Genomic DNA, 26780 nt, shown 5'->3' on the forward strand with positions numbered 1-26780 from the left:
GGTCTGGGGATCGGTGGCCAGCCTAATGGCCTGAGCTGGTCCGGTCGGGTGCGGCTGGAGTGCCGGCACGACCATCTCGCTAGTGGCCACTGCTGCCGGGACTTGAGTGCCAGAGCTTGCGTGGCGGGGTGAGCTGGTCGGCCCCTCCCGGGTCGGGCACCACCACCCCCTGACCGAGCCGGTGCGACCCCCGGACATCCTCTCCGGGCGGTCTGGTGTCGGCGTAGGGCGACTGCCGGAACCCCGACGCGTGCACCAGCACCCGCCGGCCGCCGTTGACCTGTGCCTGGTGGGCAGCCTCCAGCTCCTCCGCCTGCTCGGTCGCGGCGCGTTCGGTGGCGTCCATCGCGGCATACACCGCCTCGAGGCCACCACCACGCCATGCCTCCCACAACGGGGTGAGCTCCCACGCACCCGTCGCGCGCAGCGAGATGCCCCGCGGGCCGGTGCGGCGCACGACACCACGCACGAGCAGCATCCACGAGTGGAAAACCGTTTCGGCGTAAGGACCTTGGACATCCTCGAAGAAGGTCGCGTCGATCGGTCCGGTGGAGTCGTCGAGGGTGAGGAAGACGACCCGGCGCCCTGATCGGATCGGTGGCGTCTGGGTGGCGACCTTGACCCCGCACGCCCACACGGTGGAGCGGCTGCGCGCCCGCAACAGGTCACGACTGCGGGTGACCCCGAGCGCGTCGAGCATCGGGGCGTAGAAGTCAACCACGTGGGCACTCGCGTCGAGGCCGAGGATGTCGAGCTCGGCGCGGACGCGCTCGGGACCGCTCAGCTCGGGCAGCCCGGTGCCGCTGGTGAGCTCAGGCCGGTCACCGAGGTCGAGCGCGAGCTGGGTCGGCTGCTGGTCGGCCGTCCGCACCGGCAGCGCCGCCTGGGACTGCGCCGCTGCCCGGGCCCGGACCTGCCCACCCTCGAGCGTCTGGTCCGACACCGCCAGGGCCCGGCTCCCCCTCCGGCGTGGCGCCGCCCGGCGCGCGGACCGGTCCAGCGCCCGGCCGTAGCGGTCGAGCTCGGCGACGTGCAGCAGCAGGTCACGACGGGTGGTCCGGCCCCGGCGCCCCAGTCCCCCGGCATCGATGCCGGCGGAAGCCACCTGCATGCCGTAGAGGCTGTCGAACCCGCCGGCGAGCACGAGGCGTTCGGCGATGGGGCGGGAGACGTGGGCGCGGTGCCAGAAGTCGGCCAGCCCGGCATAGGGCGCCCCGGCGACGATGCGGGCCACCTCGGCCTCGTTGATGCCGCGGACGTCGGCCAGCGACAGCCGGATGCCGTAGTTGCTGGCATCGGGCAGGTCGGGGTGCGCCGGGACGAACCCGCCGCCACCACCGCCGTCGCCGTCAGCACCGTCGAGGCGTTCGATGCGGTAGCTGCCGGTCGAGACGTTGACGTCGAGCCCGAGCACCGCGATGCCCAGGCTGCGGGCGTCGTCGAGGATGAGCCGCTTGGGGTACATGCCCGGGTCGTGGGTGAGCACCCCGGCGAGGAACGCGGCGGTGTGGTGGGTCTTGAGCCACGCGGAGTGGTAGGTCGGCAGCGCGAAGGCCGCGGCGTGGGCCTTGCAGAACCCGAACGACGCGAACGCCTTGAGCACCTCCCAGATCCGGTCGACATCGGCCGGCGCGTAGCCGCGGGCCGTCGCCGCCGGTCGCCACCAGGCCTCGATCTCGAGCTGCCCCTTGGGGGTGCCGAGGGCGCGGCGCACCTCGTCGGCCTGGGCCAGCGACACACCGGTCGTCTCGGCGACGATCATCAGCACCTGCTCGTGGAAGACGACGACCCCCTCGGTCTCCCGCAGCGCCTCGATCAGCGTGGGGTGCAGGTAGCTGACCTCCTTCCAGCCGTGGCGGGCCTCGAGGAACGGCGTGATCATGTCGGACTTCACCGGGCCGGGCCGGAACAGCGAGATGTCGATGACGAGGTCCTCGAACCGCTCCGGGCCGAACTTGCCGATCAGCTCGCGCTGCCCGGGGCTCTCGATCTGGAAGCAGCCGAGGGTGTGGCTGGTGCGGATCAGCCGGAAGGTCTCCTCGTCGTCGAGCGGCACCTGGGTCTGGTCGTCGAGGTCGACCCGGATCCCGTCGACCCGCTCCACCTCCTGCACGGCGTGGGCCATCGCCGACTGCATCCGGATGCCGAGGACGTCGAGCTTGAGCAGCCCGAGGGTCTCGACGTCGTCCTTGTCGAACTGGCTCATCGGGAAACCCAGCCAGCTCGCCTCCACAGGGGTGCGGTCGAGCAGGCTGCCGTCGGACAGGATCACCCCGCACGGGTGCAGCGCGATGTGGCGGGGCAGCCCGTCGAGCCGCTCGACGAGGTCGAACAGGGCTCGCAGCCGAGGACTGTCGAGCCCTCGCGAGCGCAGCTCGGGCAGCTCGGCGATGGCGTTGCGGGCGTCTCTGGCCCGGATGTGCGGGAACGCCTTGGCGATCTCGTCGATCTCCACCGGCGGCAGCCCGAGGGCTGATCCCACGTCACGGATGGCGTGCCGCACCTTGTAGGTGTCCATCATCGACACGCAGGTGACCCGCTCGCCGCCGAACCGGTCGAGGATCCGCTCGTAGACCTCGGTGCGCCGGGCCGACTCCACGTCGATGTCGATGTCGGGCAGCTCGGCCCGCAGCGGCGAGCAGAACCGCTCCATCAGCAGGTTGTAGCGGATCGGGTCGACCCCGCTGATGCCGAGCAGGTAGTTGACCAGCGACCCCGCCCCCGAGCCGCGCGCCGCCACCCGGACCCCCATGCCGTGGATCAGGTCGACGACCTCGGCGACGGTGAGGAAGTAGGTCGGGTAGCCCAGCTCCGCGATGACCTTGAGCTCGTCGGTGAGCCGGCTCTGCACGGCCATCAGGTCGCGCTCGCTCGCGCCGGGGTAGCGCGTGGCCACCGCCCCACGGCACCGCTGCTCGAGCACCACCTGGGCGCTCATGCCGGGGTCGACGCCCACGCGTTCGGGCTCGGGCAGGTGGACCGAACCGATGCCGAGGTCGTGGCGAGCGCTCTGGGCGCAGCCGAGCCCGAGGGCCAGGGTCCGCTCGAGCAGGGCGTCGGCCCGGCCGAGGTCGCCATCGGTGACCTCACGGGCGATGGCGTGCATCGTGTCGGTCGTCGCCAGGTGGGCGGCGTCGGTGACCCGGTCGAGGTGCCGGGTGTCGAGGGCGACCAGCCGCCGCGCGGCGTCGAGCACGTCGACGACCGCCGACTCCCCCGGGTCGACGTGCCGCACCGCCGCGGTGAGCACCGCGGGGACGCCCTGTTCGTCGGCGAGCCCCAGCAGCCGCCGCGCGTGGCTGCGCGAGGCCGGGGTGCCCTCGGGTCCGCCGTGGCAGACCACCTCGATGACGACGGCGTCCGGCGGCAGCCTGCGCCGCCAGGCGGCGAGCAGCTCGCGTGCCCGGTCGGTGCGCTTGGCCAGCAGCGCCCGCCCCACGTCGGAGTCCGGGCCGAGCAGCACCACGAGCGGGCTGGGCTCCCCACCCCCTGCTCGATCAGTTCCGGTTCCACGACCGCCGCCACCACCACCGGGGCCGCCGCACGCGACTGCGAGCACGGCTGCGGAGCTCACCGGTACCCCTCGCTCACCGCGCAGGTGGGTCTGGGTGACCAACCGGCACAGCGCGGCCCACCCCACCCCGGCAGGCACCCCGGCCGCGCGCCCCCGCGCGAGGACGGTGACCCGCGGGTGCCGGGCATCGCGGTCGGCGCCACCCCGGACCGGGGTCCGCGTCGGCGCGGGCCGCGCCCCCGACCCCCCGGGGTATGCCGGGTGGCCGGCCTGGGTCGGTTGGTCCGAGCCCACCGGGTCCATTACGTCCGGACCCACCACGTCCGGGCCCACCGCGAGGTCGACGCCGAGGACGGGTGCGATGCCTGCCGCGGTGGCGGCCTGGACGAAGCGGACCGCGCCGTAGAGGCCATCGCGGTCGGTGAGCGCGAGGATCGGCTGGCGGTGCTGGGCGGCGCGTTCGACCAGCGCCTGCGGCGTCGCGGTGCCGTAGCGCATCGAGAAACCCGAGGCGACGTGCAGGTGGGCGAACTCGGCCGCGCTCATGGGGCTGCTCTCGCAGCCACACCCGCAGCGCCCACTCCCGCAGGGGTCAGGGCGGTGGGCACCAGCAGGTGGTCGTGCGGCGACACCGGCACCGGCAGGCCCAGCGTGCGGCAGACGAGCTCGAGGAAGAGCTCGGACTGGCGCAGCAGGTCGTCGGCCTCCCGCGCGCTGTGGTCGTGGTGGCGGCGGGCGCCCACGACGTCGAAGAACCCGGCCCACTCGGAGAGCTCGGGCGCGACGCTGGGCAGCAGCTCCCACAGGCTGCGCGGGCCGGACTGGCCGGTGGACGGGTGGATGGGCGTGATCCGGGTGGCGACCACGGCGGCAGCTGCGCGCAGGGCGCCGAGCTGGGCCTGGTCATAGCGCCGGGCGACCTCCTCGCTCTGGCAGGCCTCGAGCAGCGAGTGGCGGGCCCGGTCCAGCAGGTCGAGCGTGGCGCCGGCGCCGGTGGGCCCCTGGGCGTTCTGGGCGCCCATCAGTCCGCGACCCTCAGCAGGCGCCACTGGCTGGCGCGGTCGGCGCACAGGTCGTAGACCCCGACCCCGGCGGACCGGCCGGCGCTCGCCTCGACCCGCCAGACCTGCCGTTCGCGGGCATCGGTGAGCACGTCGCTGCCCTCGCGTTCGCGGGCGTCGCGCCACCACGGCCGGCGCTCCTGCCAGCGGTCGAGCACAGCCCGGACGACGTAGAGCCGGCCACGCCAGACGAAGGCGTCCGGGCCCGGTCCCGCCACACCTCCCAGCCCGGGGGTCAGGTCCTCGCGAGCGCCCTCTCGGACCTCGATGGGCTCTTCGTAGCGGCGGACCACGGGTTGCTCCTTCACATGTCTGGTGCTGGGTAGTCAGGGCAGGCTGGAGCGCCGCCGGTGGCAGGCGCGACGGCGCGCTGGAGGTGATGGGCTCTGGCCCTGTGAGGGGCGGGGTCGAGGCGCCTGCTCACAGGGCCAGAGCCGCAGTGGTCCGCGGGCGACCGTCCGCCACGGTGTGGGGCCGTGACCGGTGGATCAGTCGGTGTCGTGAACCACGAGTTCGAACATGTGTTCGATACGTTGAACCGTACACCCCGCCACGGACAGCCCGTCAAGCCCCTTCGAACGACTGGTGACAGGCATCCCCGGGCGGCCCTAGTCTTCGGCCATGACAGCGTCCGACGCGCCGACGTCGGCCCCCGACCTGACCGGCCACCCCGCCGTCCGCAGGGTCCTGCAGACCCTCGCGGTCCACCACGTCGTGCCCGAGGTGGTCACCCTCCCCGACGCCGTGCGCACCGCTGCCGCGGCCGCTGCCGCGCTGGGCATCACCCCGGCCGAGATCGCCAACTCGCTCATCTTCCGGGCGCACGCACCCGACGGCTCGGTCAGCCCGATGCTCATCCTCACCTCGGGCGCGCACAAGGTCGACCTGGTCAAGGTCGCCGAGCTGGTCGACGACGTGGACCACCTCGACCGGGCCGATGCCGACTTCGTCCTCGAGGCGACCGGCTTCACGATCGGCGGCGTCGCCCCCGTGGGCCACCACCGCCAGGTCCGCACCCTCGTCGACGTCTCACTCAGCCGCTACAAGCACGTCTGGGCCGCTGCAGGGCACAGCCACACCGTCTTCCGGACCACCTACGAGGAGCTGCTCCGGGTGACCGGAGGTCACGCCATCGAGGTCGCCTGAACGGCCGCCCCGTGTCTGGACAGGGGACGACCTGGGGACCTCCCGGCTGTCGGGTGCCGCCACCCGAGCACGGCCCACCGGTGCATATTGGGTGCCATGACAACCAGCCCCGCCCAGGAGTCCCGCAGGCACCCGGTGACGACTGCCATGACCGCCCAGCGAGCCGAGAACCTTCAGGTCAGGGTGGCCGATGCAATCACCGCCTTCGCCGGGTCGATGCTGTTCGTCTACCTCCATGCCGTCGCGTTCACGCTGTGGATGCTGTTCGCCGAGCGAAGTCCTTGGCCGACGCTCACCCTCGTCGTCTCCCTCGAGGCGATCTTCCTCTCGACGTTCGTCCTGATCGGCCAGAACCGGCAATCGGCCTTCCAGCAAGCCAAGGCAGACCACGACTTCGTCGAGTCCGAGCTCGAGCTCAAGACCAACACCGAGCTGACCCGTCAGATCCACCGCCTCACCACGGAGCTGCACCGTCGCGTCATTCCCGAGGGCGACCACGGCACCACGCCTTCCCTTCCGGGATAGCGCGAGGTCCATGAACCGCAACTCGGACACAATGGGCCCATGACCACACCCAAGCCCGTCGAGTGCTGGCTCACGGACATGGACGGCGTGCTCGTCCACGAGGAGAACGCCATCCCCGGCGCGGCCGACTTCATCACTGCGCTGCAGGAGGCCGGGCGACGGTTCCTCGTCCTGACGAACAACTCGATCTTCACCCCGCGCGACCTGCGGGCCCGGCTGCTCGCCACCGGGCTCGACGTGCCCGAGGAGGCGATCTGGACCTCCGCCTTGGCGACGGCCCAGTTCCTCGCCGACCAGCGCCCCGGTGGCAGCGCCTTCGTCGTGGGCGAGGCCGGGATGACGACCGCGCTCCACGAGGTCGGCTACACCATGACCGAGCGCGACCCGGACTACGTCGTGCTCGGCGAGACCCGCACCTACTCGTTCGAGTCGATCACCAAGGCGATTCGGCTGATCGACGCCGGAGCGCGGTTCATCGCGACCAACCCCGACGTGAGCGGACCCAGCCCCCAGGGCACGCTGCCCGCCACCGGGTCGGTCGCGGCGCTCATCTCGGCGGCCACCGGGCACCAGCCCTACTACGTCGGCAAGCCCAACCCGCTGATGATGCGCAGCGCCCTGAACCGGATCGACGCGCACTCCGAGTCGACGGTGATGATCGGCGACCGGATGGACACCGACGTGGTCAGCGGGCTCGAAGCCGGGCTGCGGACCATCCTCGTGCTGACCGGTTCGACGCGGCGCGACCAGGTGCAGCGCTTTCCCTACCAGCCGACCCGGGTCGTCGACTCGATCGCCGACATCGTGCCCCTCGTGACCGAGCTGCGCCCCCTGACGGGGCCGTCGAGCGACTGAGCGCCGCCCGCGGCCGGCCCTCAGCAGCTCCGGGTATGCCGCGTGGCCGCGTCATGCGGGCCGGCTCAGGTGCGTCGGTCAGCCGCGCGAGGCGCCGAGCACGCTGTCGAGCAGGCCGGGGAAGGTCGCGTCAAGCTCCTCGCGACGCAGCGACACCAGCCGCTCACGACCACGGGGCTCGTTGCGGATGACGCCCGCCTCGCGTAGCACCTTCATCAGGTGCGACTTGGTGGACTTGGGCAGGGTCGGGTTGGTCGCCCCGCACTGGGCCATCTCGAGCGGGCCGGACGAGAGGTCGCGGACGATCTGCAGCCGCGCCGGGTCGCTGAGCGCGAACAGCACGTCGGTGAGCGCCACGTCCGCGATGTCGGGGTGCGGCAGCTCCTGGTTGGCGGGCATGGTTCGATAATACTCGAACCAATTTCGGGAGATCGGGAATGCCTTGGCCGAATCCATAGTTCGACAAATATCGAACCGTTGTTTTCGTCCGAGAGGCCCGTCATGAGTGCAGTCAGCAGCACCCCGACCGGAACGACCACCCCGGCCACGAGCCCGACCACCGGCTCCGCCACCCACGCGGGCGACGCGGCGACGACCAATGCCACGACCGCCGCCACGAGCGGCACCGGTGGACGGCAGCGCCGCCTGCACGGCAGCCCGGCCTTCGTGCTGGCGCTCTCGTCCGTGGTGGCGCTCATGGTCGGCGCGAGCGCACCGTCGCCGTTCTACCCCGTGCTGCAGGCGCAGCTCGGCTTCTCGGCCGGCACGATGACCACCATCTTCGGCGTCTACGCCGTGACCCTGCTCGCCACGCTGCTCGTGACCGGGTCGCTGTCCGACCACGTTGGGCGTCGGCCCGTCCTGGCCGGAGGGTTCGTCGTCCTCGCCGTGAGCATGGTCGGGTTCTGGCACGCCGACGGCGTGGCGACCCTGATGGCCTCCCGGGCGGTCCAGGGCGTCGCCGCGGGACTGCTGATGTCGACCATGTCCGCGGCGGTCGTCGACCTCGAGCCCGCCAGCCGCCCCGGTCTGGCCGCGACGCTCAACAGCGTCACCCCGCTGTTCGGTCTAGCGGCCGGGGCGCTGGTGGCCGGCGCGGTGCTCGACGCCACCCCGCACGCCCTGCCGATCGTCTTCGCGACCCTCACTGTCGCCTACCTCGCCCTGGCAGCGGGCGTCCTCGCGCTGCCCGAGACCTCACCCCGTCACGAAGGCTGGCGCCGCTCGCTGCGGCCACAGGTCGGCATACCCGCTGCTGCCCGACCCGCGTTCCGACGCAGCGCCCCCGCGCTGTTCGCAGGCTGGGCGACCGGTGGCCTCTACCTCTCCCTCGGTGCACCCATCGTCGGCCAGCTGCTCGGCGGTCGCAGCCACGTCGAGCAGGGCGCGGTCGTCACCGTGCTCACCGGGGTCGGCGCCCTCAGCTCCTACCTCGGTCGGCGTCGCTCGCCGCGGCAGATCACCCTCTACGGCACCACGATGCTCGCGGTCGGGACGCTGCTGACCCTCGTGGCGCTGCACGCCGAGTCGCTGGTCGCGTTCCTGCTGGCGGCCATGGTCGCGGGGTCGGGCTTCGGCACCTCCTTCCTCGGGATCATGCGATCCATCACCCCGACGGTCGGACCCGAGCAACGCGGGGAGCTGTTCTCCAGCGTGTTCGTCGTCAGCTACCTCGCCTTCGGGCTCCCTGCCGTCGCCGCCGGCTTCGCGGCACCACACTTCGGCCTGGAGACGACCGCGACGGTCTACGGCCTGGCCGTGGTGGTGCTGTCCGCTGCGGCGGCCCTGGCCCGGGCGTTCACCACCCGCGACTGACGACGGGCTGCCGAGACGCCGGAGCCCGGATCTGAGTACCAGTACGGATGCCGGACGCCTCGTGAGCACGGCAGACTCGTCCCGTCGCTGTCGGGGGATGCGCGGCACAGCGGGACACGAGACGTGTGGCAGCCATGAGGGGAGACTGCGACCGGCTCGTGTCCCGCCTCCGCGTCCGGATGCTGCGCACCGAAGCGAGGTCCGGCGCTAGTCCCGGGGTGTGCGGGTGCGGGCAGCGAGGTCCAGGTTGCGGTAGACCTCGAGCGTCGCCGTCGAGCGGTTCATCGTGATGAAGTGCAGCCCGGGAGCGCCTTCGGACAGCATCCGGTCGGCCAGCTCGGTGGCGATCTGCACGCCCACCTCGCGGGTCGCCGCAGGATCCTGCGCCACTGCCTCCAACCGGCTGACGACGGCCTCCGGCAGCGGGGTGCCCATCAGCTCGGACATCCGGGCCACCTGCTTGAAGTTCGTCACCGGCATCAGCCCGGGCGTGATGGGCAGGTCGCGGCGGGCGGCCACGGCGTCGCGCAGCCGCAGGTAGCTCTCGGCGTCGAACACCATCTGGGTGATCGCGAAGCTCGCCCCCGCGTCGGCCTTGCGGACCATCACGTCGACGTCGTGCTCGAAGCTCGGCGAGGCCGGGTGCACGTCGGGGAAGGCCGCGACGCCGATGGTGAAGTCGCCGAGGGTCCGCACCAGGGCGACCAGGTCGGTCGCGTGGTTGAGTCCCTCGGGGTGCGCCACCCACTCGCCGCCGACGTTGCCGGGCGGGTCACCCCGCAGGGCGAGGATGTTGCGGACTCCGCTCGCGGCATACAGGCCGACGACCTGGCGCAGCGCGGCGACGGACGCGCCCACGCAGGTGAGGTGGGCCAACGGCGTCAGCGTCGTCTCGCGCGCGATCCGCTCGGTGACGCGCACGGTGCGGTCCTGGTTGGTCCCGCCCGCGCCGTAGGTGACCGAGACGAAGTCGGGGCGCACCGACTCGAGGCGCCGGATGGCGTCCCAGAGGGTCGACTCCCCCGCGTCGTCCTTGGGCGGGAAGAACTCGAAGCTGATCGACGGACGCGGCGACGCCAGCATCCCGGGGATCGACTGCGGCTGCCGCGTCAGACGATCCACTCGCGAGGTGTGCCCCAAAGCCATGGCGGTGAGACTAGTCGAGGCAGCACGCCGTAGGCTCAGTGCCAGCACAGGATGAGACATTCCTCGGACCGACGGACACCTGGGAGGAACGCGTGGTGACCAGCCCGCTCGACGCTGCCTCCCTGCGTGACCGCGTGCAGGGCACCGTCGACGACGTCCTCGCCCACCAGTCCGAGGTCCTCGCCGAGGTCGGCCCCGACGCGCAGGAGCTGCTCGGCGCCGTCGCCCGGCTGCTCACCGGCGGCAAGCGGCTGCGGGCCGCGTTCCTCTACTGGGGCTACCGCGCCGCCGGACAGCCCGACTCCGACGCGCTGGTCCGCGTCGCCGCCGCCATGGAGTTCTTCCAGGCGGCCGCCCTGATCCACGACGACGTGATGGACGACAGCGACACCCGCAGAGGTATGCCGGCTGCGCACCGTTCGCTCGCGGCCCGCCATGAGCGCGAGTCCTGGGCCGGCGACGCCGACCGGTTCGGGGTGGCCGGCGCGATCCTCGCGGGAAACCTCTGCCTCAACTGGACCGAGGAGATCTACGCGACCTCCGGACTCGACCCTGACCACCTCGCGAGGGGGCGCGGTGTCTTCGACATCATGCGAACCCAGCTGATGGGCGGCCAGTTCCTCGATGTGGTCGAGTCCGCACGGTCGTGGGACGGCGTGTCCACCCAGGAGCGGGTCGACCGGGCCGAGCACGTGATCCGGTTCAAGAGCGCCAAGTACACCGTCGAGCACCCGCTCCTCATCGGCGCCACCGCCGGCGGTGCCTCCGCCGAGGACCTCGCCGCCCTGTCCCGCTACGGGCTGGACCTGGGTCAGGCCTTCCAGCTGCGCGACGACCTGCTGGGTGTGTTCGGCAACCCCGCTGCGACCGGCAAGCCGGCCGGAGACGACCTGCGCGAGGGCAAGCGCACGGTGCTGATCGCGCACGCGCTCGCTGGGGCCGACGATGCCGGACGCGAGCTGATCGAGAGTCGGCTGGGCGACCCCGCGATCGACGACGAGACCGTGCAGTGGCTGCGCGAGGCGATCACTGCCGCGGGTGCCGTGGACGCCGTCGAGGCCGACATCGCCCGTCTCGCCGGATCGGCCCGGATGGCTCTCAAGTCGACCCGCGACCTGTCCCCCGAGGCGGCCGGCGTGCTCGACCAGCTCATCGACAGCGCGACGACCCGGGCCTACTAGCCCGGCAGCAGACAGGGCTGGGAACTAGAAGGCCTGCTCCATGGCCCGGCGCCGCACCTCGGTCTTGAAGCCGGCTGCGAGGTTGTCGACCGGTGTCCCGCTCACGCGCAGGGTCTCATCCGGGGTGAACAGCCACCGGAGGATCTCCTCGTCGTCCAGGCCGCCGTCCGCGAGCACCGTGAAGGTGCCTCGCAGGTGACGGAAGACCTCCTCCTCGATGAACTGCGTGGGGACGGCGACGACCCTGCGCTCACCGATGCGCAGGCTGAGCAGCTCACGGTCCTCGATCAGCTTGCGCACGGCCGAGAGGGGTATGCCCCACCGCTCGGCGATGTCAGGCACGGTCAGCCAGGAGCCGACCAGGTCTTCCAGGGGGATCTCGGCGGAGGCCGTGGGCTGATCGGTCACGGGACAAGAGTGCCAGCGAACTCAGGCAAAGCAAATTACATCGATGTAAGTCGATATGGAGCGCCCGAATGGTGTACCTTTCACAATCGTCACAGTCGTCCCACTGTTCACTCGCGCACCTGCACCCGCACCTGTACCAGCACCCGTTCCAGCATCCGTTCCACCACCCGTTCCAAGCCCGGGCCGCACGCCCAGCGACTGGACCGCCCGAAAGGCAGCCACCGATGTCCCCAGTGATCGCTCCCGCAGCGCTCCCTTCGGCCACCCTCTCGGCGCCGGCCGCCGTGGTCCAGAAGGCCAAGCCTGCTCCGCACGGCTGGACGACCTACACGGTCCGTGCCGGAGACACCCTGGCCGCCATCGCCGCGCGAACCAGCACGACGACGGGCGTCCTGGCCTCGCGCAACCACCTCAAGAACGGTGGCAACCACCTGTCCCTCGGACAGCACCTGTCGGTGCCCAAGACGGCTGCCCAGGCCCGCGCCGAGGCAGCTCGGGCGAAGGCGGCGGCAGCCGCGAGGGCCGCAGCGATCAAGCGCTCCACCTACGTCGTCCGGTCCGGCGACACGCTGAGCCACATCGCGGCACGCAAGGGCGTCTCCCTCGCCGCGCTCCTCAAGGCCAACCGGCTCTCCAGCCGGTCGGTCCTGCAGGTCGGCCAGAAGCTCCGGATCCCCGGGGCCGGGGCCGCCAGCGCCCACCGGCCGGCCGCGGCCGCCGTGTCGACCACGACCTACCGCGTGCGCAGCGGCGACACGCTCAGCGCGATCGCGACGCGAACCAAGACCTCGTTGGCGACCATGTACTCCCTGAACCGGCTGAACCCCCGCAGCGTCATCCATCCCGGTCAGGTGCTCAAGGTCCGTGGCACCACGCCTGCGGCCACCCGCCCGGCGGGCACCGCGGCATACCAGGTCCGCGTCGGCGACACCCTCAGCGGGATCGCCACGAAGAACAGCGTCACGCTCGCCGCACTGCTCAAGACCAACCGGCTGTCCGCAGCCTCCGTCATCTACCCGGGCCAGCGGCTCAAGGTGCCGGCCAAGCCCGCCAAGAGCGCGGCGAGCGCCAACTCCTTCGCGGGTCGCACCTATCCGAGCTCGATCGTCAACGCGGCCAACCGCAACCGCTCGGCCCTGGCCCACCGGGGGGTCCCCAGCCGCAGCCAGACCAAGGCGATGATCGTCGCCACCGCCCGTCGCCATGGCGTCGACCCCAAGCTCGCGCTGGCCGTCGGCTGGCAGGAGTCGGGCTGGAACCAGCGCCAGGTGTCGGTCGCCAACGCGATCGGCGTCATGCAGGTCATCCCGTCCTCCGGACAGTGGGCCTCAGAGATGGCAGGGCGCAAGCTCAACCTGCTCAACACCCAGGACAACATCACGGCGGGTGTCGTCATCCTGCGCTCGCTCACCCGTTCGGCCGCCAACCTGGACCAGGCGATCGGTGGCTACTACCAGGGGCTCTACTCGGTGCAGCACAACGGGATGTACGCCGACACCAAGGTCTACGTCGCCAGCATCAAGGCCCATCGCGGCCGGATGTGACCCGGCGGCAGGCCGCGGTTCGGGACGGCGCGGATGTGAGCCCGGACACCGCCCACGGACCCGCCTGCGCGAGATGACCAGCGAGACCTCCTACACTTTGCGGGTGTCTTCCGGTGTCACCGAGTCGTTGCTCGGACGTGTGCTCGACGGGCGTTACCGCGTCCTGTCGCACATCGCCGACGGCGGAATGGCGTCGGTCTACCTGGCCCTGGACACCCGTCTGGACCGCGACGTCGCGCTGAAGGTGATGCGCCACGACCTCGCCCAGGACGAGGCGTTCGTCAGCCGGTTCAAGCGCGAGGCGCGGTCCGCCGCCAGGCTTTCGCACCCCAACGTCGTGTCGGTCTTCGACCAGGGCGAGGACGACGGCCTGATGTTCCTCGCCATGGAGTACGTCCCCGGGCAGACCCTGCGCGAGGTGATGAAGGCCGAGGGGCCGCTCACTCCACGGGCTGCCCTCGACATCATGGGCCCGGTCCTGCAGGCGCTGGGCGCGGCCCACCGTGGCGGCATCATCCACCGCGACGTCAAGCCGGAGAACATCATCCTGCGCGAGGACGACGGCACCGTGAAGGTGGCCGACTTCGGGCTCGCCCGCGCCGTCTCGACCCAGACCACCGCCTCCCAGACCGGCGTGCTGCTCGGGACCGTCGCCTACCTGTCCCCCGAGCAGGTCGAGCGCGGCATCGCCGACGCACGCAGCGACGTCTACGCCGCCGGGCTGATCCTGTTCGAGATGCTCACCGGGACCAAGGCCTTCACCGGTGACACCCCCATCCACATCGCCTACCAGCACGTCCACGGGTCCATCCCGGCACCGTCGTCGCGAGTCACCTCGGTGCCCGCCGAGCTCGACGCGCTGGTCGCCCTCGCAACCTCACGCGACCCCGACCACCGACCCCACGATGCCGAGGACTTCCTGGTGGAGGTCCGCAAGTCGCGGGCGATGCTGACGCCCACCGAGCTGGACCGTCGTCCTGAGGGCCCCGCGGCCCTGGCCGGCGGCGCCAGCACCGTGGCGGTCGAGCGGACCAGCGCACTGCCGGTGCCCGCTGGGCACGCGCCGCGCCATGCCGCCCAGGTGGGCCGCCCCGTGCCACCGCTTGCGCTGCCCATCGACCGCACCCCGACCACTCCCCCCGTGCTGCACGGCCGGGTGGTCGACACCATGGGCGGCGACGACTACGACGACCGACAGCGCGGCCCGTGGCGCTGGATCTGGATCGCCCTCGGCGTCGCGCTGGTCGCCGGCCTCGCGTCGTGGTGGTTCCTCGCAGGTCCCGGCTCACCCACCGTCGTGCCGCCGACCACCAGCCTCACCTATGCCCAGGCCGAGACCAAGCTGGCCACGGCGCACCTCGGGGCGGAGCGGATCGACAGCTTCGACGAGTCGGTGCCCAATGGCGTCGTCATGTCCACCGATCCCGGCGCCGGCGCTCAGGTGCGACGCGGCACCGACGTCAAGGTCACCGTCTCCAAGGGCCCGGAGCGGTATGCCGTGCCCGACGTGGTGGGCAAGTCGCTCGCCGAGGCGCGTGACCAGATCGTCGCGAACAAGCTCGCCGTCGGGACCAGCAAGGAAGCCTTCGACGAGAAGACCGCCGCCGGCCTCGTGGTGAGCGTCGACCCCAAGGTGGGCGCCTCGCTCAAGCGCGGGACCAAGGTCAACATCGTCGTGTCCAAGGGCCGGCAGCCCATCACGGTCACCGACTTCACCAACAAGCCGGCCACCGCCGCCGTCGACGCCCTGTCGAAGGCGGGCCTCACGGTCGACGCGACCGAGCAGGCCAACAGCGACACGATCGTCAAGGGCAACGTCATCTCGCAGTCGCCTGCGGGCGGCACCCTGTTCAAGGGCGAGACGGTCAAGCTGGTCGTCTCCAAGGGCCCGGTCCTGGTCCCCGTGCCGGACGTGCAGGGCAAGCAGGAGGCCGAGGCGACCCAGATCCTCAAGACCGCGGGCTTCGAGGTCAAGGTCGAGCGCTTCATGGGCGGCATCTTCGGCACCGTGCGCAGTCAGGACCCGGGCGCCAACTCCCAGCAGCCCAAGGGCAGCACCATCACCCTGGTCATCGTCTAGCGCCACCACCGCCCGGTCGTCCGGTCGTCCGGCCGCGCTCCCGGCGCGACCCCGCGGCATACCCTCGCCGACGCTCTGCCACGCTGGGACCCGTGACCTCACGCCTGCCCGCCAGCCGCGTCGCCACGCTCCTGCTCATGTCGGTCACCGCGGTGTGGGGGTCGACGTTCTTCCTGATCCGCGACCTCGTCGAACACGTCCCGTCGGCCGACTTCCTGGCCGTGCGGTTCGCCATCGCCGCGGCGGTCATGGCCGTGCTGTTCCGCCGGCAGCTGTTGGCGCTGACCCGCCGTGAGGTGCTGATCGGCGTCGTCCTCGGCGTCCTCTACGGCCTCGCCCAGCTGCTGCAGACGGTGGGGCTCGAGCACACCGACGCCTCCGTGTCCGGGTTCGTCACGGGCACCTACGTCGTCCTGACCCCGGTGCTCGCCGCCGTCCTGCTTCGCGACCGGATCCCGGGTTCGACCTGGCTGGCCGTCCTGCTCGCCACGGTCGGGCTGGGGGTCCTGTCGTTGCGCGGCTTCTCGGTCGGGCACGGCGAGCTGCTCACCCTGGCCGCGGCGGCGCTCTACGCGCTGCACATCATCGGGCTCGGCAGGTTCTCGACGGCGCAGTCGGCAACCGGGCTGGCCACCGTCCAGGCAGCGGTGATCACGGTCGTGGCGCTGGTCGGCGCCCTGCCCGGTGGCGTCACGCTGCCAGCCACCGGCGGCCAGTGGACCTCACTGCTCTACATGGCGCTCATCGCGGGAGCCGTGGCGCTGTGGGCCCAGACCTGGGCGCAGTCGCACCTGCCCGCGACCCGCGCCGCCATCGTGATGACGATGGAACCGGTCTTCGCGGCGTTCTTCGCCGTGCTGTTCGGCGGTGAGTCGCTCACCGGCCGGATGATCGTGGGCGGCGCCCTGGTGCTCGCCGCGATGTACCTCGTCGAGCTGCTCGGGCGCCGCGCCGGCGCCTCGGCCGAGGACGACCGACCCGCCGAGCTGCTGCACCACGAGGTCTGAGACCTAGGTGCTGAGAGGTCCCCGTTCCAGCAACGGGACCAGCTCCGCGATGGCTCGGTCCGTGCCGGCGTCGTCGACGTCGAGGTGCCAGACCAGCCGCACCGCCGTGGTGCTGACCGGATAGAGGCGGATGCCGCGTCGGCCCGCCTCCTCGACGAACGCGGCGGGGGTCCACCCCGCGCCGGCCACGTCGAGGACGACGATGTTGGTCTGCACCCGCTGGGGGTCGATCGAGCCGGGGGCCGCAGCCGCTGCGGCCTCCGCGAAGCGACGAGCCCGGGCGTGGTCGTCGGCGAGCCGCTCCACGTGGTGGTCCAGCGCGTGCAGCCCGGCTGCAGCGAGGATGCCGACCTGACGCATGCCGCCCCCGAACCGCTTGCGCCAGATCCTGGCCTTGGCCATGAGGTCGCCGGATCCCACGAGGACCGAGCCGACCGGTGCTCCGAGCCCCTTGGACAGGCAGACGCTCACGGTGTCGAACAGCGCGCCGTAGGTGGCGAGCGGGACGCCGGTGGCGATGTGCGCGTTCCAGAGCCGGGCACCGTCGAGGTGCATCGCGACTCCTCTGGGCTGGGTGCCCGCGCGCAGCGCCTCGATCTGGTCGAGCGGCTGGACCGTGCCACCACCGAAGTTGTGGGTGTTCTCGACGACCACCAGCCGGGTGTTGACCTGGTAGGTGCCGCCGTCGGGAATCATCAGCGCGAGTGGCTGCGCCGCGTCCAGCAACCCGTGCTCGGCCACCCACGACCGCGAAGAGATCCCGGACAGCACTGCTGCGGCACCCATCTCGGCGCGCAGCACGTGAGCGAGCGAGTCGGCGATGAGCTCCTCGCCATGGGCGACGTGCAGGCGCAGGCAGAGCTGGTTGGCCATCGACCCGGTGGGTGCGAACAACGCGTCCTCGTGCCCGAGCAGCTCGGCCACCCGCTCCTCGAGCCGCCGGACCGTCGGGTCCTCGCCGAAGACGTCGTCGCCGACGGGTGCGTCGGCCATCGCCCGCCGCATCGCGTCGGTGGGCTGGGTGAGGGTGTCGGACAGCAGGTCGACCACGGGCGCAGCAGGCATGCGAACCAGCCTAGGAGGTGGGGGGCTTCGGCGGCCGGCGACCCGGCGGCATACCTGCTCGAGGCTCATTCGTCGGCAGGCCAGGCGGCCCGCCGCGGACGTCACTCCTTGGCCAGCATCTCCGCGACGAGGAAGGCCAGCTCGAGGCTCTGCTGGTGGTTCAGCCGCGGGTCGCAGACCGTCTCGTAGCGTTTGTTGAGATCGGCGTCGAGGATCTTCTCGGCGCCCCCGATGCACTCGGTGACGTCGTTGCCGGTGAGCTCGACGTGGATGCCGCCGGGGACCGTGCCGAGGCCCTGGTGCACCTCGAAGAAGCCGCGCACCTCCTCGACGACGTCATCGAAGTCGCGGGTCTTGTAGCCGCTGGCCGACTCGAAGGTGTTGCCGTGCATGGGATCGCAGATCCAGGTGACCTGCGCGCCGCTGCCGGTGATCTTGTCGACCAGGGAGGGCAGGGCATCGCGCACCGTCTTGGCGCCCATCCGGGTGATGAAGGTCAGCCGGCCCGGCTCGCGGTCGGGGTCGACCTTGTCGATCAGCCGCAGGACGTCGTCGACCTCGGCCTTGGCCGACAGCTTGATGCCGATCGGGTTGAGCACCTTGGAGACGAAGTCGATGTGCGCGCCGTCGATGTCGCGGGTGCGCTCCCCCACCCAGATGAAGTGCCCGCTGGTGTCGTAGAGCTCACCGGTGCGGCTGTCGACCCGGGTCAGCGGTCGCTCGTAGTCCAGCAGCAGAGCCTCGTGGGCGGAGAAGAACTCGGTCGTCCGCATGGCGTCGAAGTCGGCGCCACAGGCGGCCATGAACTTCATCGCCTTGTCGATGTCCTTGGCGAGGCGCTCGTAGCGGCTGTTGGCGGCGTTGGCGACGAAGCCGCGGTTCCAGTCGTGCACGTGCCGCAGGTCGGCGAACCCACCCTGGGTGAAGGCGCGCACGAGGTTCAGGGTGGCCGTGCTCGCGTGGTAGGCCTTGACCAGCCGCTGCGGGTCGGGCGTCCGGGACTCGAGGGTGAAGTCGAAGTCGTTGACCATGTCGCCGCGGTATGCCGGGAGGCTGACCCCCTCGCGCGTCTCGTCCCCGCTGCTACGCGGCTTGGCGTACTGCCCGGCCATCCGACCGACCTTGACGACGGGAACTGACGCGCCGTAGGTGAGGACGGCAGCCATCTGCAGGATCGTCTTGACCCGGTCGCGGATGTTGTCCGCGGTCGCGGACGCGAACGTCTCGGCGCAGTCGCCACCCTGCAGGACGAACGCCTCACCGCGTGCGGCGGCAGCCATCCGGGACTTCAGGACGTCGCACTCACCCGCGAACACCAGCGGCGGATAGGACGCGAGCTCAGCCACGGCGCTGGACAGGCGGTCTGCGTCCGGCCACTGCGGCTGCTGGGCAGCCGGGAGGTGCGTGCCGGCCGCGAGGCTGGCGAGGGCGTCATGGTGCTGCGTGGTGCTCACCGCTCAAGGATAGGTGCGACACCGCACCGGCCTCCGTCCAGCCCAGATCCCGATACCGTGAGGTCGCACGCTGGCGACCCCGTCGAGCTCGGTCGACCCTTCGATGGGAAGGATGGTGACCATGGCCGATCGACTCAGCCTCCCAGGCAACCCGTTGGCGCACCCGGACGCGGTCGTGACCGGGGACCGCTGGCGGGTCAGCGTCCTCACCCCCGGGCTGCTGCGGCTCGAGTGGTCGGAGTCGGGCGACTTCGAGGACCGGGCGAGCACGTTCGCGGTCAACCGCGCGCTGCCGGTCCCGGATGTGCAGGTCCACCGCCAGGGTGAGCGGGTGGAGCTGTCGACGGGCTGCCTGCACCTCGCCTACGACGGCGAGCCGTTCAGCCCCAGTGGCCTGGTGGTCACGGCCACCTCGGCGATGGGCGAGGCCCACACCAGCGAATGGCGCCACGGGCAGCCGGCCGACGGGCTGGGTGGCACCGCGCGCACCCTGGACGACGTCGACGGGGCCGTCCCGTTGGGCCCGGGAGTGGTGTCCCGCAACGGGATCGCCGTCATCGACGACTCCGACTCGTTCCTCATCGAGGACGGACGTCCGGCCGTGCGTCGCCCGGGCACCCAGGACCTCTACGTGTTCGCGCGCGGTCACGACTACCGCGCCGCGGTCGCCGACCTCTACGCCGTGTCCGGGGCCGTGCCGATGCTTCCCCGCTGGGCACTCGGCAACTGGTGGAGCCGCTACCACCCCTACTCCGCGGACGAGTATCTCGAGCTGCTCGACACGTTCGACGCGGAGGAGGTGCCGGTGTCGGTCGCGGTGCTCGACATGGACTGGCACCAGGTCGACATCGACCCGCGGTACGGCACCGGGTGGACCGGCTACTCGTGGAACCGCGAGCTCTTCCCCGAGCCCGAGTCCTTCCTCGCCGAGCTGCACCGGCGCGGTCTGGCCGTGACGCTCAACGTCCACCCCGCCGACGGTGTCCGGGCCTTCGAGGACGCCTACCCGCAGGTTGCCGAGGACATGGGCATCGACCCTGCCAGCGAGCGTGCCATCGCCTTCGACCCGACCGACACCCGCTTCATGGACTCCTACTTCCAGCGGCTGCACCACCCGCTCGAGGACGAGGGCGTCGACTTCTGGTGGCTGGACTGGCAGCAGGGGTCGTTCAGCCGCACACCAGGCGTGGATCCCTTGTGGCTGTTGAACATCGAGCACTTCAACGACTCGGCCAGGCGCGGTCAGCTGCCCATCACCTTCTCCCGGTATGCCGGGCCGGGCAGTCACCGCTACCCCGTCGGGTTCTCCGGCGACACCCACATCACCTGGGACTCCCTCGCCTTCCAGCCCTACTTCACGGCAAGCGCCTCGAACATCGGCTACGGCTGGTGGAGCCACGACATCGGGGGCCACTGGTACGGCAGCCGCGACGACGACCTGACCGTCCGCTGGGTGCAGCTGGGCGTCTTCTCACCGATCATGCGGCTGCACTCGACCCTGCACCCGTTCATCCGCAAGGAGCCGTGGACCTTCCCCGCCCAGGCCCGCGCCACCATCGACGCCTTCCTGCGGCTACGGCACCGGCTCGTCCCCTACCTGCACACCATGAACGCGCGCGCCGCGCGCGACGGGGCACCGCTCGTCGAGCCGATGTACTGGGGTGACCCCAGCGCCGTCGAGGCGTATGCCGTGCCGACCCAGTTCCGCTTCGGGACCGAGCTCGTGGTGGCCCCGATCACCAGCCCGCAGCAGGAGGTCCTCGGGCTCGGCAGCGCCCAGGCCTGGCTGCCCGACGGCACCTGGACCGACCTGTTCACCGGCACGCGATACCGCGGCGGCAGGCAGGTGCGGCTGCACCGGCCGCTGGAGACCTTGCCGGTGCTGGTCCGCGCCGGCGGGCTGCTCCCGCTGGCCGGGTCGGAGGACGCCAGCGTGGACACGGCACTGCCCGAGCACGTCGAGCTCGTCCTGGCCGTCGGGGCGGACGGCCGGTTCGACCTCGTCGAGGACGACGGGAGCACCGAGGCTCGCACGGCGGTCACGCAGATCACGTGGGACGAGGCCACCGGCACCCTGGTGGTCGGGCGGACCACCGGAGCCGTCGAGGTCGTCCCGTCCGCACGCACGTGGACGCTGCTCGTCCTCGGTGCCGAAGCCAGCGCCACCCGGTCTGCTCCGGGCTCGGAGGGCACGACCCTCACGCCCGAGCCCGCCACTGCCGGCACGCGTTTCGTCCTGGGCGGCGTCGCCACCGTTGACGGCCTGACGGTCACCGTCGGCGACATCCGGTCGTTCGGCTGGACCCGCACGGTCGGGCAGGTGCGCCAGGTGCTCGACCGGGCGCGGATCGACTACAACCTGAAGCGCACGGCATACGACCTGGTCGAGTCGGCGGACGGACCCACGGATGCGGCCGCGCGGCTGCGCGGCCTCGAGCTCGACCGGGAGGTGGAGGCCGCCCTGCTGGAGCTCGTGCTCGCCGAGTACTGAGCCGCGCCGCGCTCGGGCCCGGTCCTACGGTTGGCGATCCTGCTGTTGGCCATCAGCGGTTGTCAGGCGCTGCCTCGCCGCGGACGATTGACCCATGGACGCTCCGGCCTACCGGATCTGGCCACCGCTCGCGCTGGGGGTCCCCCTCGTCGCCGGCCTGGTGTTGACAGCGGTCCGGGGCGATCCGGTTGCCCTTGCTGGTGATTCGACGCGAGTGGTGGGCATCGTGCTGGTCGTCGCGTTCATCCTGTGGAACGGCTGGGCGTTGTCGGTCATGGCGGCCAACCGGACGTCGATCCTGCCGGGCGGGGCCACGACCGCGGTGCTCCACAAGGGGCCGTTCCGCCTCAGCCGCAACCCGCTGTACGTCGGGTTGATCGCACTCGATGCCGGCCTGGCGTTGGTGATCGGGTCGTTCTGGGCGCTGCTCTTGGTGCCGGTGGGGATCTGGGCGTTGCTCTGGGGAGCGATCTGGCCAGAAGAGCGTTACCTGACAGGCAAGTTCGGCGACGGGTACACGACATACCGTGCCCGGGTTCGCCGCTGGCTCTAGGACAGTCCTCGCACGGTCCGTGCGTTGTTGCCGACCGCCATCGTCGGTGTCAGCGCGCCACCCGCCAGACGCTGGGGGCCATTGTGTGCTCGCGCTTGAAGGCGCGACTGAAGGCCTCTTCCGACTCGTATCCCACCCGGGGAGCAATCGCAGCGACCGGCAACGTCGTCGTGCGCAGCAGGTCCTCCGCGACGTGCATCCGCCAGCCGGTGAGGTAGCGGATCGGCGCAAGTCCGAGCACCGAGCGAAACCGTTCGTCGAGGACCGTGGACGAGGACGTGGCCTCGCGGGCGAGGTCCGCGAGGGTCCACTTGCGGCCGGGGTCGCCGTGGATCGCGGCGAGCGCGGGGGCGACGACGGGGTCGTGCAGTGCGGCCAGCCAGCCGGTGTCGGTGGCAGGCGCGTTGGCCAGGTGCAGCTTGAGCACCTCACGAAGCAGCAGCTGCGGGATGTCGGTCGGTGCAGCGAGGCGGTCGTCGGTCACCTGGCTCGTCTGCTGGAGCACCAGGTCGCTGCTCGCCCTGACCCACGAACGGACCGGCCCCTCCGGCGGGGTGACGACGAACACCGGCGGAAAGACGCCCAGACCCGGGTCGAACAGCCGGTCGTCACAGGCGAGGTAGCCGCACACGAGCTCGCTCCGCGCTCCGCCTAGGCCGTGCACGATGTGCGGCAGCGCAGTCCACGGCGGCGGGTCGATGAGCTGCGAGATCGGGACGATCTCGGCCGCCTCGTGGCCGCCCATCCGGTGCTGGTCGTTGTAGGGCAGCACGATGACGTCACCCTCGTGGGCCCAGACCTTGTCGGACCCGGCCTCGATCCAGCAGCTGCCGGACACCACCACGTGGAAGATCACGATCCGCACGGCATCCGGGGCCAGGACCGCAGCCATGTCCTGCGAGGCCATCGACTCGTAGGCCCACGGCCCGGTGAACTCGCTGTGCAGGAAGATCGCGCCGGACAGCTGGATCTGCGCCAAGGCACTCGAAAGCGCGGCAGATCGGTCAGCTGCCGCGGCATCCCAGTCATGGTCCGGGGGCACGCTCCTCATGAGACTGAGTTTGTCAGCACTACTCACCGAGGAGACAGCAATGCAGCTCTACCTGGACGTTCACGAACAGCTGCCGGAGGGCGCCGGGGCCCAAGAGGTGGCCCACGCGCACGGCCTGGTCCCCGATCGGATCTATCCGGTGGTCGAGGGTCTGTGATGTCCCGCGCCGACCTGTTCAACGCGACCGACTTCTCGCGGTGGGTCAACGGGCCGTCCGGCCGCGCCTTCCGGCTCGTCGCCGGCGTCGCCTGGCTCGCCTTCGCAGTGACGTTCCGCGGTCAGTGGTGGGGGCTTGCCGCAGGGGTGTGGAGCTTCTTCCCGCTCACCGCGGGTCTGTTCGACGTCTGCTGGATCAGTGCCGCGCTGGGCGGCCCGCTGCGCGGCAGGACGATCCGCGCTGGGCAGGCAGTGCGGACCTCCTGACCCGCGGAGCCCACGGCGACCTTCGCGCACGGCCCCCCTGCGACACCTCCCCCGGGACAGCTCCCGCTGCGACAATTCCTGCTGTGCTCGGCTCGTACCTCCCCCAGTCAGGCGCCGCGAACCTGGTGTTCGACATCAGCGTCGGCGCCTTCGCCGTGGGAGAGCTCCAGCAGGCGTTCCGGGTCCGTCGAGCCGCCTCCCACAGCAACGTGGCTGCGGAGCTGCTGTTCAGGGCGATGTTCTTCGGCGCAGTCATGATGATCCCTGCTGGTCGCGTCGTCGCCCCGGGCGCCGTCATCGGGGGCGGGGTCTGGTCCTTCTCCGGGGGCGTGGCGGTCGGCTGGCTGGGGCTGCTGCTGCGGTGGTGGTCCTTCGTCACCCTCGGGAGGTACTTCACGGTGGTCCTGCAGACGAGCGCAGACCAGCCGGTCGTCGACCGCGGCCCGTACCGACTGCTGAGGCACCCGAGCTACACCGGGCTGCTGCTCGCCTTCGTCGGCTGCGGCCTGATGCTCGGCAACTGGGTCAGTGCCGCAGGCTCGGTGGCCCTCGTGCTGCTCGCTCTGCTCTTTCGCATCCGGATCGAGGAGCGCGCCCTGACCGCCACCCTCGGAACGAGCTACGGCGACTTCGCGGCCGGCCGCGCTCGCCTCGTCCCGTTCGTCTGGTAGCCGTGCCTACCGAGCCGCTGGACCCACACCGACGGCGGAAAGCGTCACCGGGTGGGTCGGATGCTCCTTGACAACAATTATTGTCAAGGAGCATGGTGGACGCCATGAACGACGTCGAGGTCATCGAGAACGCAGCGGCAGCCGCCTCCGCGCTGGACCCGGTCCGGGCCCGGCTGCTCAGCGAGCTCGCCGTTCCGTCCTCCGCCGCCGGACTCGCTGCACGGGTTGGCATCGCCCGCCAGAAGGTCAACTACCACCTCAAGGCACTCGAGGCGCACGGCCTGGTCGAACTGTCCGAGGAGCGCCGGCACGGAGGCATCACCGAGCGCGTGCTGCAGGCATCGGCGGCCTCGTATGTCGTGTCGCCGGCTGCCGTGACCGCGTCAGCGGCCGACCCGGGCGCCAACGACGACCACCTCTCGGCGGCATACCTCGTCGCGTTGGCCGGCCGGCTGGTGCGGGAGGTGGGTGCCCTGTCGCGCCGGGCGGGCGCCGCCGGCAAGCGGCTTCCCACCCTCACGATCGACACGCAGATCGGCTTCCGGTCCGCTGCCGACCGGGCGGCCTTCGCCGACGACCTGACCGCCGCGGTGCTCGACCTGGCCGCGCGCTACCACCATGACGACGGGCGCCCACACCGGCTCGTCGTCGCCGCGCACCCACTTCCCGAGGAGAGCTGATGAGCACCACCCCGAACGTCCCCTACCGCCTGGAGTTCAGCGTCGAGGTGCCGGGCACCCCGGAGCAGGTCTGGGCGGCCATCGCCACCGCCAAGGGCATGAGCGCCTGGTTCGGGCCGACCGAGATGGAGGAGCGCGAGGGCGGCACGCTGCACTTCACCATGGGCCCCGACATGGGCTCGGACGGCCGGGTCACCGGCTGGGACCCGCCGCGCCGCCTCGTCTACGAAGAGGACTGGGCCGCCCTCATGGGCAAGGAGCCGGACGAGCTCAGCCCGCTCACCTCGGAGTTCCTGGTCGAAGCCCAGTCCGGCGGCACGTGCCTCGTGCGCGTCACCAGCAGCGGCTTCGGCATCGGCGCCGACTGGGAGTCTGAGTTCTGGGACGACATGGGCCCCAACTGGATGCCGTTCTTCGACAACCTGCGGCTCTACCTCGCACACTTCCCCGGCCAGGAGGCCACCCAGCTCGAGGTCACCGCCTCCTACGCGGGCGACTCGGGGTCGGTCTGGGCAACCCTGCGGGACGCGCTCGGCGTGGGGGCCGAGGGATCGGCCGTCGACGTGCGCGGCGCCACCGGCACGGTCGAGCGGGTCGGCGAGCGTCAGGCCCTGGTCCGGCTCACCGGGCCGGTGCCCGGGATGCTCATGGCCTTTGCCCATGCCGACGGCGAGGGGAAAGCGACTGCGGTGGTCAGGGCATTCCTCTTCTCCCCTGACGCCGCCGACTACGTGCGGCGCGAGGAGCCGGGCTGGGATGCCTGGCTGCGAGGGCTGTCCATCCCGGCCTGATCCGGGCACACCACCGCGGCGCTCTCCGCACCCACTCAGCGGGTGACTCGCTGCAGCACGACGAAGCGGTACGACATCAGCGACACCACCGAGATGATCGCCGCGAGTCCGGCCCCGGTGGCGTTGAGCAGGACGTCGTCGATCGAGGACACCCGATCCAGCCGCAGGACATACTGCGCCGTCTCGATCAGGGCCGAGCCTGTCGCCGCCAACGCCGTGACCCGCGGAACCGATGCCAGCGCGGGGAACCGCAGCGGGGCCAGCAACCCGAAGGCCGCGAAGATCAACAGGTTGCCGACGACCTGCACCGTCGACATCGTCTCCAGGTCGCGCAGCGGCACCAGGCTCACCGCTCCGGTGACCTCGCCCGCCCGCATCCCCGGCAGCATCGTCATCCACACCAACGGCACCGTCCCGTAGGCCATGCCCACGTCGGCGAGCGACGAGCGCCAGGCCCAACCCGGCATACTCCCCCGGGCAGCTCGCCTGCGTGCCAACGCACACACTGCCTGGACCACGATGGGGAAGGCGGCCACGGTGAGGACCACGACGCCGGTGTAGGTGCCGAACAGGCCATGCCAGACACCCGTCCTCATCGGTGCATCCTCGGGTCCTGCGTGGGGTCGGCGTACATGGCCGGACAGCCGTTCAACGCGGCGCCCTGACGCAGCTCGTAGTGCCAGGGCTCGTTCCGGTAGATCTGGCACAAGCCGTAGGCCGCACCATGGCGCGACAGCCAGCTCGCGGCGGACGAGGGCCCGAGGTCGACGGCGTCACCAGACACGTGGGCCGAGGTCTCGGGGGTCGCGACCCAGCGTTCCGCCTCGTGTTTCGAGCCGTACCTGGCGATGGCTTCCCGCAGGAGCTGGCGCTGGTATGCCGCCGAGCGCCACCCGCTGTTGACCTGGAACTCGACTCCGTCGTCACGTGCCGCTGTCGCAGCCATCCGCAGCGCACTGAGCAGACCGGGATCGAGGTTGGCCACGGCAGGGCTGCCGTCGTCGAAGACGCCGGCGCCATCCCCGCGGGTGCCTTCGCCGGGGAGGGAGGTCGGCCGGGTGGGCGGTAGGCGCCCCGGCCGACCAGCGGGGACCATCGTCGCCCGCGGCGTCGACGCCCGCGACGACGCGCCGGCACCCACTGCCGCACCGGGGTATGGCCTGTGTGTCGCCTTGTCGTGCGTGAGGTCCAGCGGCGACACCGCGACGACGACCGCCGCCGCGGCGAGGAGGGCCAGGGTGACGACGATCGGCAATGCCCTGGGCCTGGCTGGGGTGGGTGGAGGTGGTTGTCGGGTCATGCCGTTACCCAAGCCAGCC

25 protein-coding genes are annotated in these 26780 nt (G+C 71.4%); 14 read left to right on the forward strand and 11 right to left on the reverse strand.

All coding sequences use genetic code 11. The features are described 5' to 3' along the window. Nucleotides 1-79 precede the first annotated feature (79 nt). Genes EAH86_RS07765 through EAH86_RS07775 form a run of 3 tightly spaced genes read right to left on the reverse strand, consistent with a single transcriptional unit; the run spans nucleotide 80 to nucleotide 4868 of the window. Nucleotides 80-4060: a DNA polymerase III subunit alpha gene (locus EAH86_RS07765; RefSeq protein WP_140738525.1), complete on the reverse strand. Its 3981-nt coding sequence runs from the start codon at nucleotides 4058-4060 to the stop codon at nucleotides 80-82. After that, on the reverse strand, nucleotides 4057-4536 hold the full coding sequence (locus EAH86_RS07770; RefSeq protein ID WP_161988595.1) for an SAV_6107 family HEPN domain-containing protein: 480 nt from the start codon (nucleotides 4534-4536) through the stop codon (nucleotides 4057-4059). Before EAH86_RS07770 ends, EAH86_RS07765 begins: the two co-directional genes overlap by 4 nt. After that, the gene (locus tag EAH86_RS07775) at nucleotides 4536-4868 is read right to left on the reverse strand and encodes a DUF6504 family protein (protein WP_140738528.1); all 333 of its coding nucleotides are present in this window, start codon (nucleotides 4866-4868) and stop codon (nucleotides 4536-4538) included. The genes EAH86_RS07770 and EAH86_RS07775 overlap by 1 nt, the downstream gene beginning before the upstream one ends. Nucleotides 4869-5196: 328 nt before the next feature. On the opposite strand from EAH86_RS07775, the gene EAH86_RS07780 reads away from it, so the two are divergent. From EAH86_RS07780 to EAH86_RS07790, 3 genes are all read left to right on the forward strand, one after another. Next, nucleotides 5197-5721, forward strand: coding sequence for a YbaK/EbsC family protein (locus EAH86_RS07780; RefSeq protein WP_140738531.1), 525 nt, complete (start codon nucleotides 5197-5199; stop codon nucleotides 5719-5721). 96 nt (nucleotides 5722-5817) lie between these two features. Continuing rightward, entirely contained in the window at nucleotides 5818-6246 is a 429-nt protein-coding gene (locus EAH86_RS07785; protein ID WP_140738534.1) for a DUF1003 domain-containing protein, read from the forward strand. A gap of 39 nt (nucleotides 6247-6285) precedes the next feature. Next, nucleotides 6286-7101 (forward strand): HAD-IIA family hydrolase, encoded by an 816-nt coding sequence (locus EAH86_RS07790; RefSeq protein WP_140738536.1) that lies wholly within the window; start codon nucleotides 6286-6288, stop codon nucleotides 7099-7101. Between the two features lie 78 nt (nucleotides 7102-7179). Here EAH86_RS07790 and EAH86_RS07795 read toward each other — a convergent pair whose 3' ends face one another. Continuing rightward, a complete protein-coding gene (locus tag EAH86_RS07795) occupies nucleotides 7180-7500 on the reverse strand; it encodes an ArsR/SmtB family transcription factor (protein WP_140738538.1) in 321 nt (106 codons plus the stop codon). Nucleotides 7501-7602: 102 nt separating this feature from the next. Here EAH86_RS07795 and EAH86_RS07800 point away from each other — a divergent pair, with 102 nt between their 5' ends. Continuing rightward, nucleotides 7603-8916, forward strand: coding sequence for an MFS transporter (locus tag EAH86_RS07800; RefSeq protein WP_140738541.1), 1314 nt, complete (start codon nucleotides 7603-7605; stop codon nucleotides 8914-8916). A 207-nt stretch (nucleotides 8917-9123) separates the two neighbouring features. On the opposite strand, the gene metF is transcribed toward EAH86_RS07800, so the two are convergent. Next, the gene (gene metF, locus EAH86_RS07805) at nucleotides 9124-10062 is read right to left on the reverse strand and encodes a methylenetetrahydrofolate reductase [NAD(P)H] (RefSeq protein ID WP_140738544.1); all 939 of its coding nucleotides are present in this window, start codon (nucleotides 10060-10062) and stop codon (nucleotides 9124-9126) included. A 95-nt stretch (nucleotides 10063-10157) separates the two neighbouring features. Here metF and EAH86_RS07810 point away from each other — a divergent pair, with 95 nt between their 5' ends. Then, a complete protein-coding gene (locus EAH86_RS07810) occupies nucleotides 10158-11243 on the forward strand; it encodes a polyprenyl synthetase family protein (protein WP_140738547.1) in 1086 nt (361 codons plus the stop codon). A gap of 24 nt (nucleotides 11244-11267) precedes the next feature. On the opposite strand, the gene EAH86_RS07815 is transcribed toward EAH86_RS07810, so the two are convergent. Next, nucleotides 11268-11651 (reverse strand): Rv2175c family DNA-binding protein, encoded by a 384-nt coding sequence (locus EAH86_RS07815; protein ID WP_140738550.1) that lies wholly within the window; start codon nucleotides 11649-11651, stop codon nucleotides 11268-11270. A 224-nt stretch (nucleotides 11652-11875) separates the two neighbouring features. Between EAH86_RS07815 and EAH86_RS07820 the strand changes: the two genes are divergently transcribed. From EAH86_RS07820 to EAH86_RS07830, 3 genes are all read left to right on the forward strand, one after another. Further along, complete coding sequence (locus EAH86_RS07820) at nucleotides 11876-13195, forward strand: lytic transglycosylase domain-containing protein (protein ID WP_140738553.1); 1320 nt, start codon at nucleotides 11876-11878, stop codon at nucleotides 13193-13195. 103 nt (nucleotides 13196-13298) lie between these two features. After that, nucleotides 13299-15275 carry a Stk1 family PASTA domain-containing Ser/Thr kinase gene (pknB, locus tag EAH86_RS07825; protein ID WP_140738556.1) on the forward strand — a complete coding sequence of 659 codons (1977 nt, stop codon included), beginning with the start codon at nucleotides 13299-13301 and terminating at the stop codon, nucleotides 15273-15275. Nucleotides 15276-15367: 92 nt separating this feature from the next. Beyond that, the gene (locus tag EAH86_RS07830; RefSeq protein ID WP_241668262.1) at nucleotides 15368-16282 is read left to right on the forward strand and encodes a DMT family transporter; all 915 of its coding nucleotides are present in this window, start codon (nucleotides 15368-15370) and stop codon (nucleotides 16280-16282) included. 3 nt (nucleotides 16283-16285) lie between these two features. Here EAH86_RS07830 and EAH86_RS07835 read toward each other — a convergent pair whose 3' ends face one another. Together EAH86_RS07835 and EAH86_RS07840 are read right to left on the reverse strand one after the other, a co-directional pair. Then, nucleotides 16286-17347 (reverse strand): threonine aldolase family protein, encoded by a 1062-nt coding sequence (locus tag EAH86_RS07835; protein WP_140738559.1) that lies wholly within the window; start codon nucleotides 17345-17347, stop codon nucleotides 16286-16288. Between the two features lie 101 nt (nucleotides 17348-17448). Continuing rightward, complete coding sequence (locus EAH86_RS07840) at nucleotides 17449-18801, reverse strand: class II 3-deoxy-7-phosphoheptulonate synthase (protein ID WP_140738562.1); 1353 nt, start codon at nucleotides 18799-18801, stop codon at nucleotides 17449-17451. Nucleotides 18802-18922: 121 nt separating this feature from the next. On the opposite strand from EAH86_RS07840, the gene EAH86_RS07845 reads away from it, so the two are divergent. Together EAH86_RS07845 and EAH86_RS07850 are read left to right on the forward strand one after the other, a co-directional pair. Next, nucleotides 18923-21292 carry a TIM-barrel domain-containing protein gene (locus tag EAH86_RS07845; protein ID WP_140738565.1) on the forward strand — a complete coding sequence of 790 codons (2370 nt, stop codon included), beginning with the start codon at nucleotides 18923-18925 and terminating at the stop codon, nucleotides 21290-21292. Between the two features lie 94 nt (nucleotides 21293-21386). Next, nucleotides 21387-21845, forward strand: a complete 459-nt coding sequence (locus EAH86_RS07850) for a methyltransferase family protein (protein WP_140738568.1) — start codon at nucleotides 21387-21389, stop codon at nucleotides 21843-21845. Between the two features lie 49 nt (nucleotides 21846-21894). Here the strand turns inward: EAH86_RS07850 and EAH86_RS07855 are convergent, their stop codons facing one another. Next, the gene (locus EAH86_RS07855) at nucleotides 21895-22896 is read right to left on the reverse strand and encodes an AraC family transcriptional regulator (RefSeq protein ID WP_140738571.1); all 1002 of its coding nucleotides are present in this window, start codon (nucleotides 22894-22896) and stop codon (nucleotides 21895-21897) included. A gap of 156 nt (nucleotides 22897-23052) precedes the next feature. Between EAH86_RS07855 and EAH86_RS07860 the strand changes: the two genes are divergently transcribed. From EAH86_RS07860 to EAH86_RS07875, 4 genes are all read left to right on the forward strand, one after another. Further along, nucleotides 23053-23319: a DUF2892 domain-containing protein gene (locus EAH86_RS07860; RefSeq protein WP_140738574.1), complete on the forward strand. Its 267-nt coding sequence runs from the start codon at nucleotides 23053-23055 to the stop codon at nucleotides 23317-23319. An 83-nt stretch (nucleotides 23320-23402) separates the two neighbouring features. Beyond that, the gene (locus tag EAH86_RS07865) at nucleotides 23403-23990 is read left to right on the forward strand and encodes a methyltransferase family protein (RefSeq protein WP_140738577.1); all 588 of its coding nucleotides are present in this window, start codon (nucleotides 23403-23405) and stop codon (nucleotides 23988-23990) included. 104 nt (nucleotides 23991-24094) lie between these two features. After that, nucleotides 24095-24670: an ArsR/SmtB family transcription factor gene (locus EAH86_RS07870; RefSeq protein WP_140738580.1), complete on the forward strand. Its 576-nt coding sequence runs from the start codon at nucleotides 24095-24097 to the stop codon at nucleotides 24668-24670. Further along, on the forward strand, nucleotides 24670-25461 hold the full coding sequence (locus EAH86_RS07875) for an SRPBCC family protein (protein WP_140738583.1): 792 nt from the start codon (nucleotides 24670-24672) through the stop codon (nucleotides 25459-25461). Before EAH86_RS07870 ends, EAH86_RS07875 begins: the two co-directional genes overlap by 1 nt. Before the next feature lie 35 nt (nucleotides 25462-25496). On the opposite strand, the gene EAH86_RS07880 is transcribed toward EAH86_RS07875, so the two are convergent. Both EAH86_RS07880 and EAH86_RS07885 read right to left on the reverse strand, forming a co-directional pair. After that, a complete protein-coding gene (locus EAH86_RS07880; RefSeq protein WP_140738586.1) occupies nucleotides 25497-26057 on the reverse strand; it encodes a VanZ family protein in 561 nt (186 codons plus the stop codon). Beyond that, nucleotides 26054-26716, reverse strand: a complete 663-nt coding sequence (locus tag EAH86_RS07885) for a M15 family metallopeptidase (protein WP_241668263.1) — start codon at nucleotides 26714-26716, stop codon at nucleotides 26054-26056. The genes EAH86_RS07880 and EAH86_RS07885 overlap by 4 nt, the downstream gene beginning before the upstream one ends. Between the last annotated feature and the right edge of the window lie 64 nt (nucleotides 26717-26780).

The sequence above is a fragment of the Pedococcus bigeumensis genome, assembly GCF_006438965.1.
In the GTDB taxonomy this organism is placed as follows: domain Bacteria; phylum Actinomycetota; class Actinomycetes; order Actinomycetales; family Dermatophilaceae; genus Pedococcus; species Pedococcus bigeumensis_A.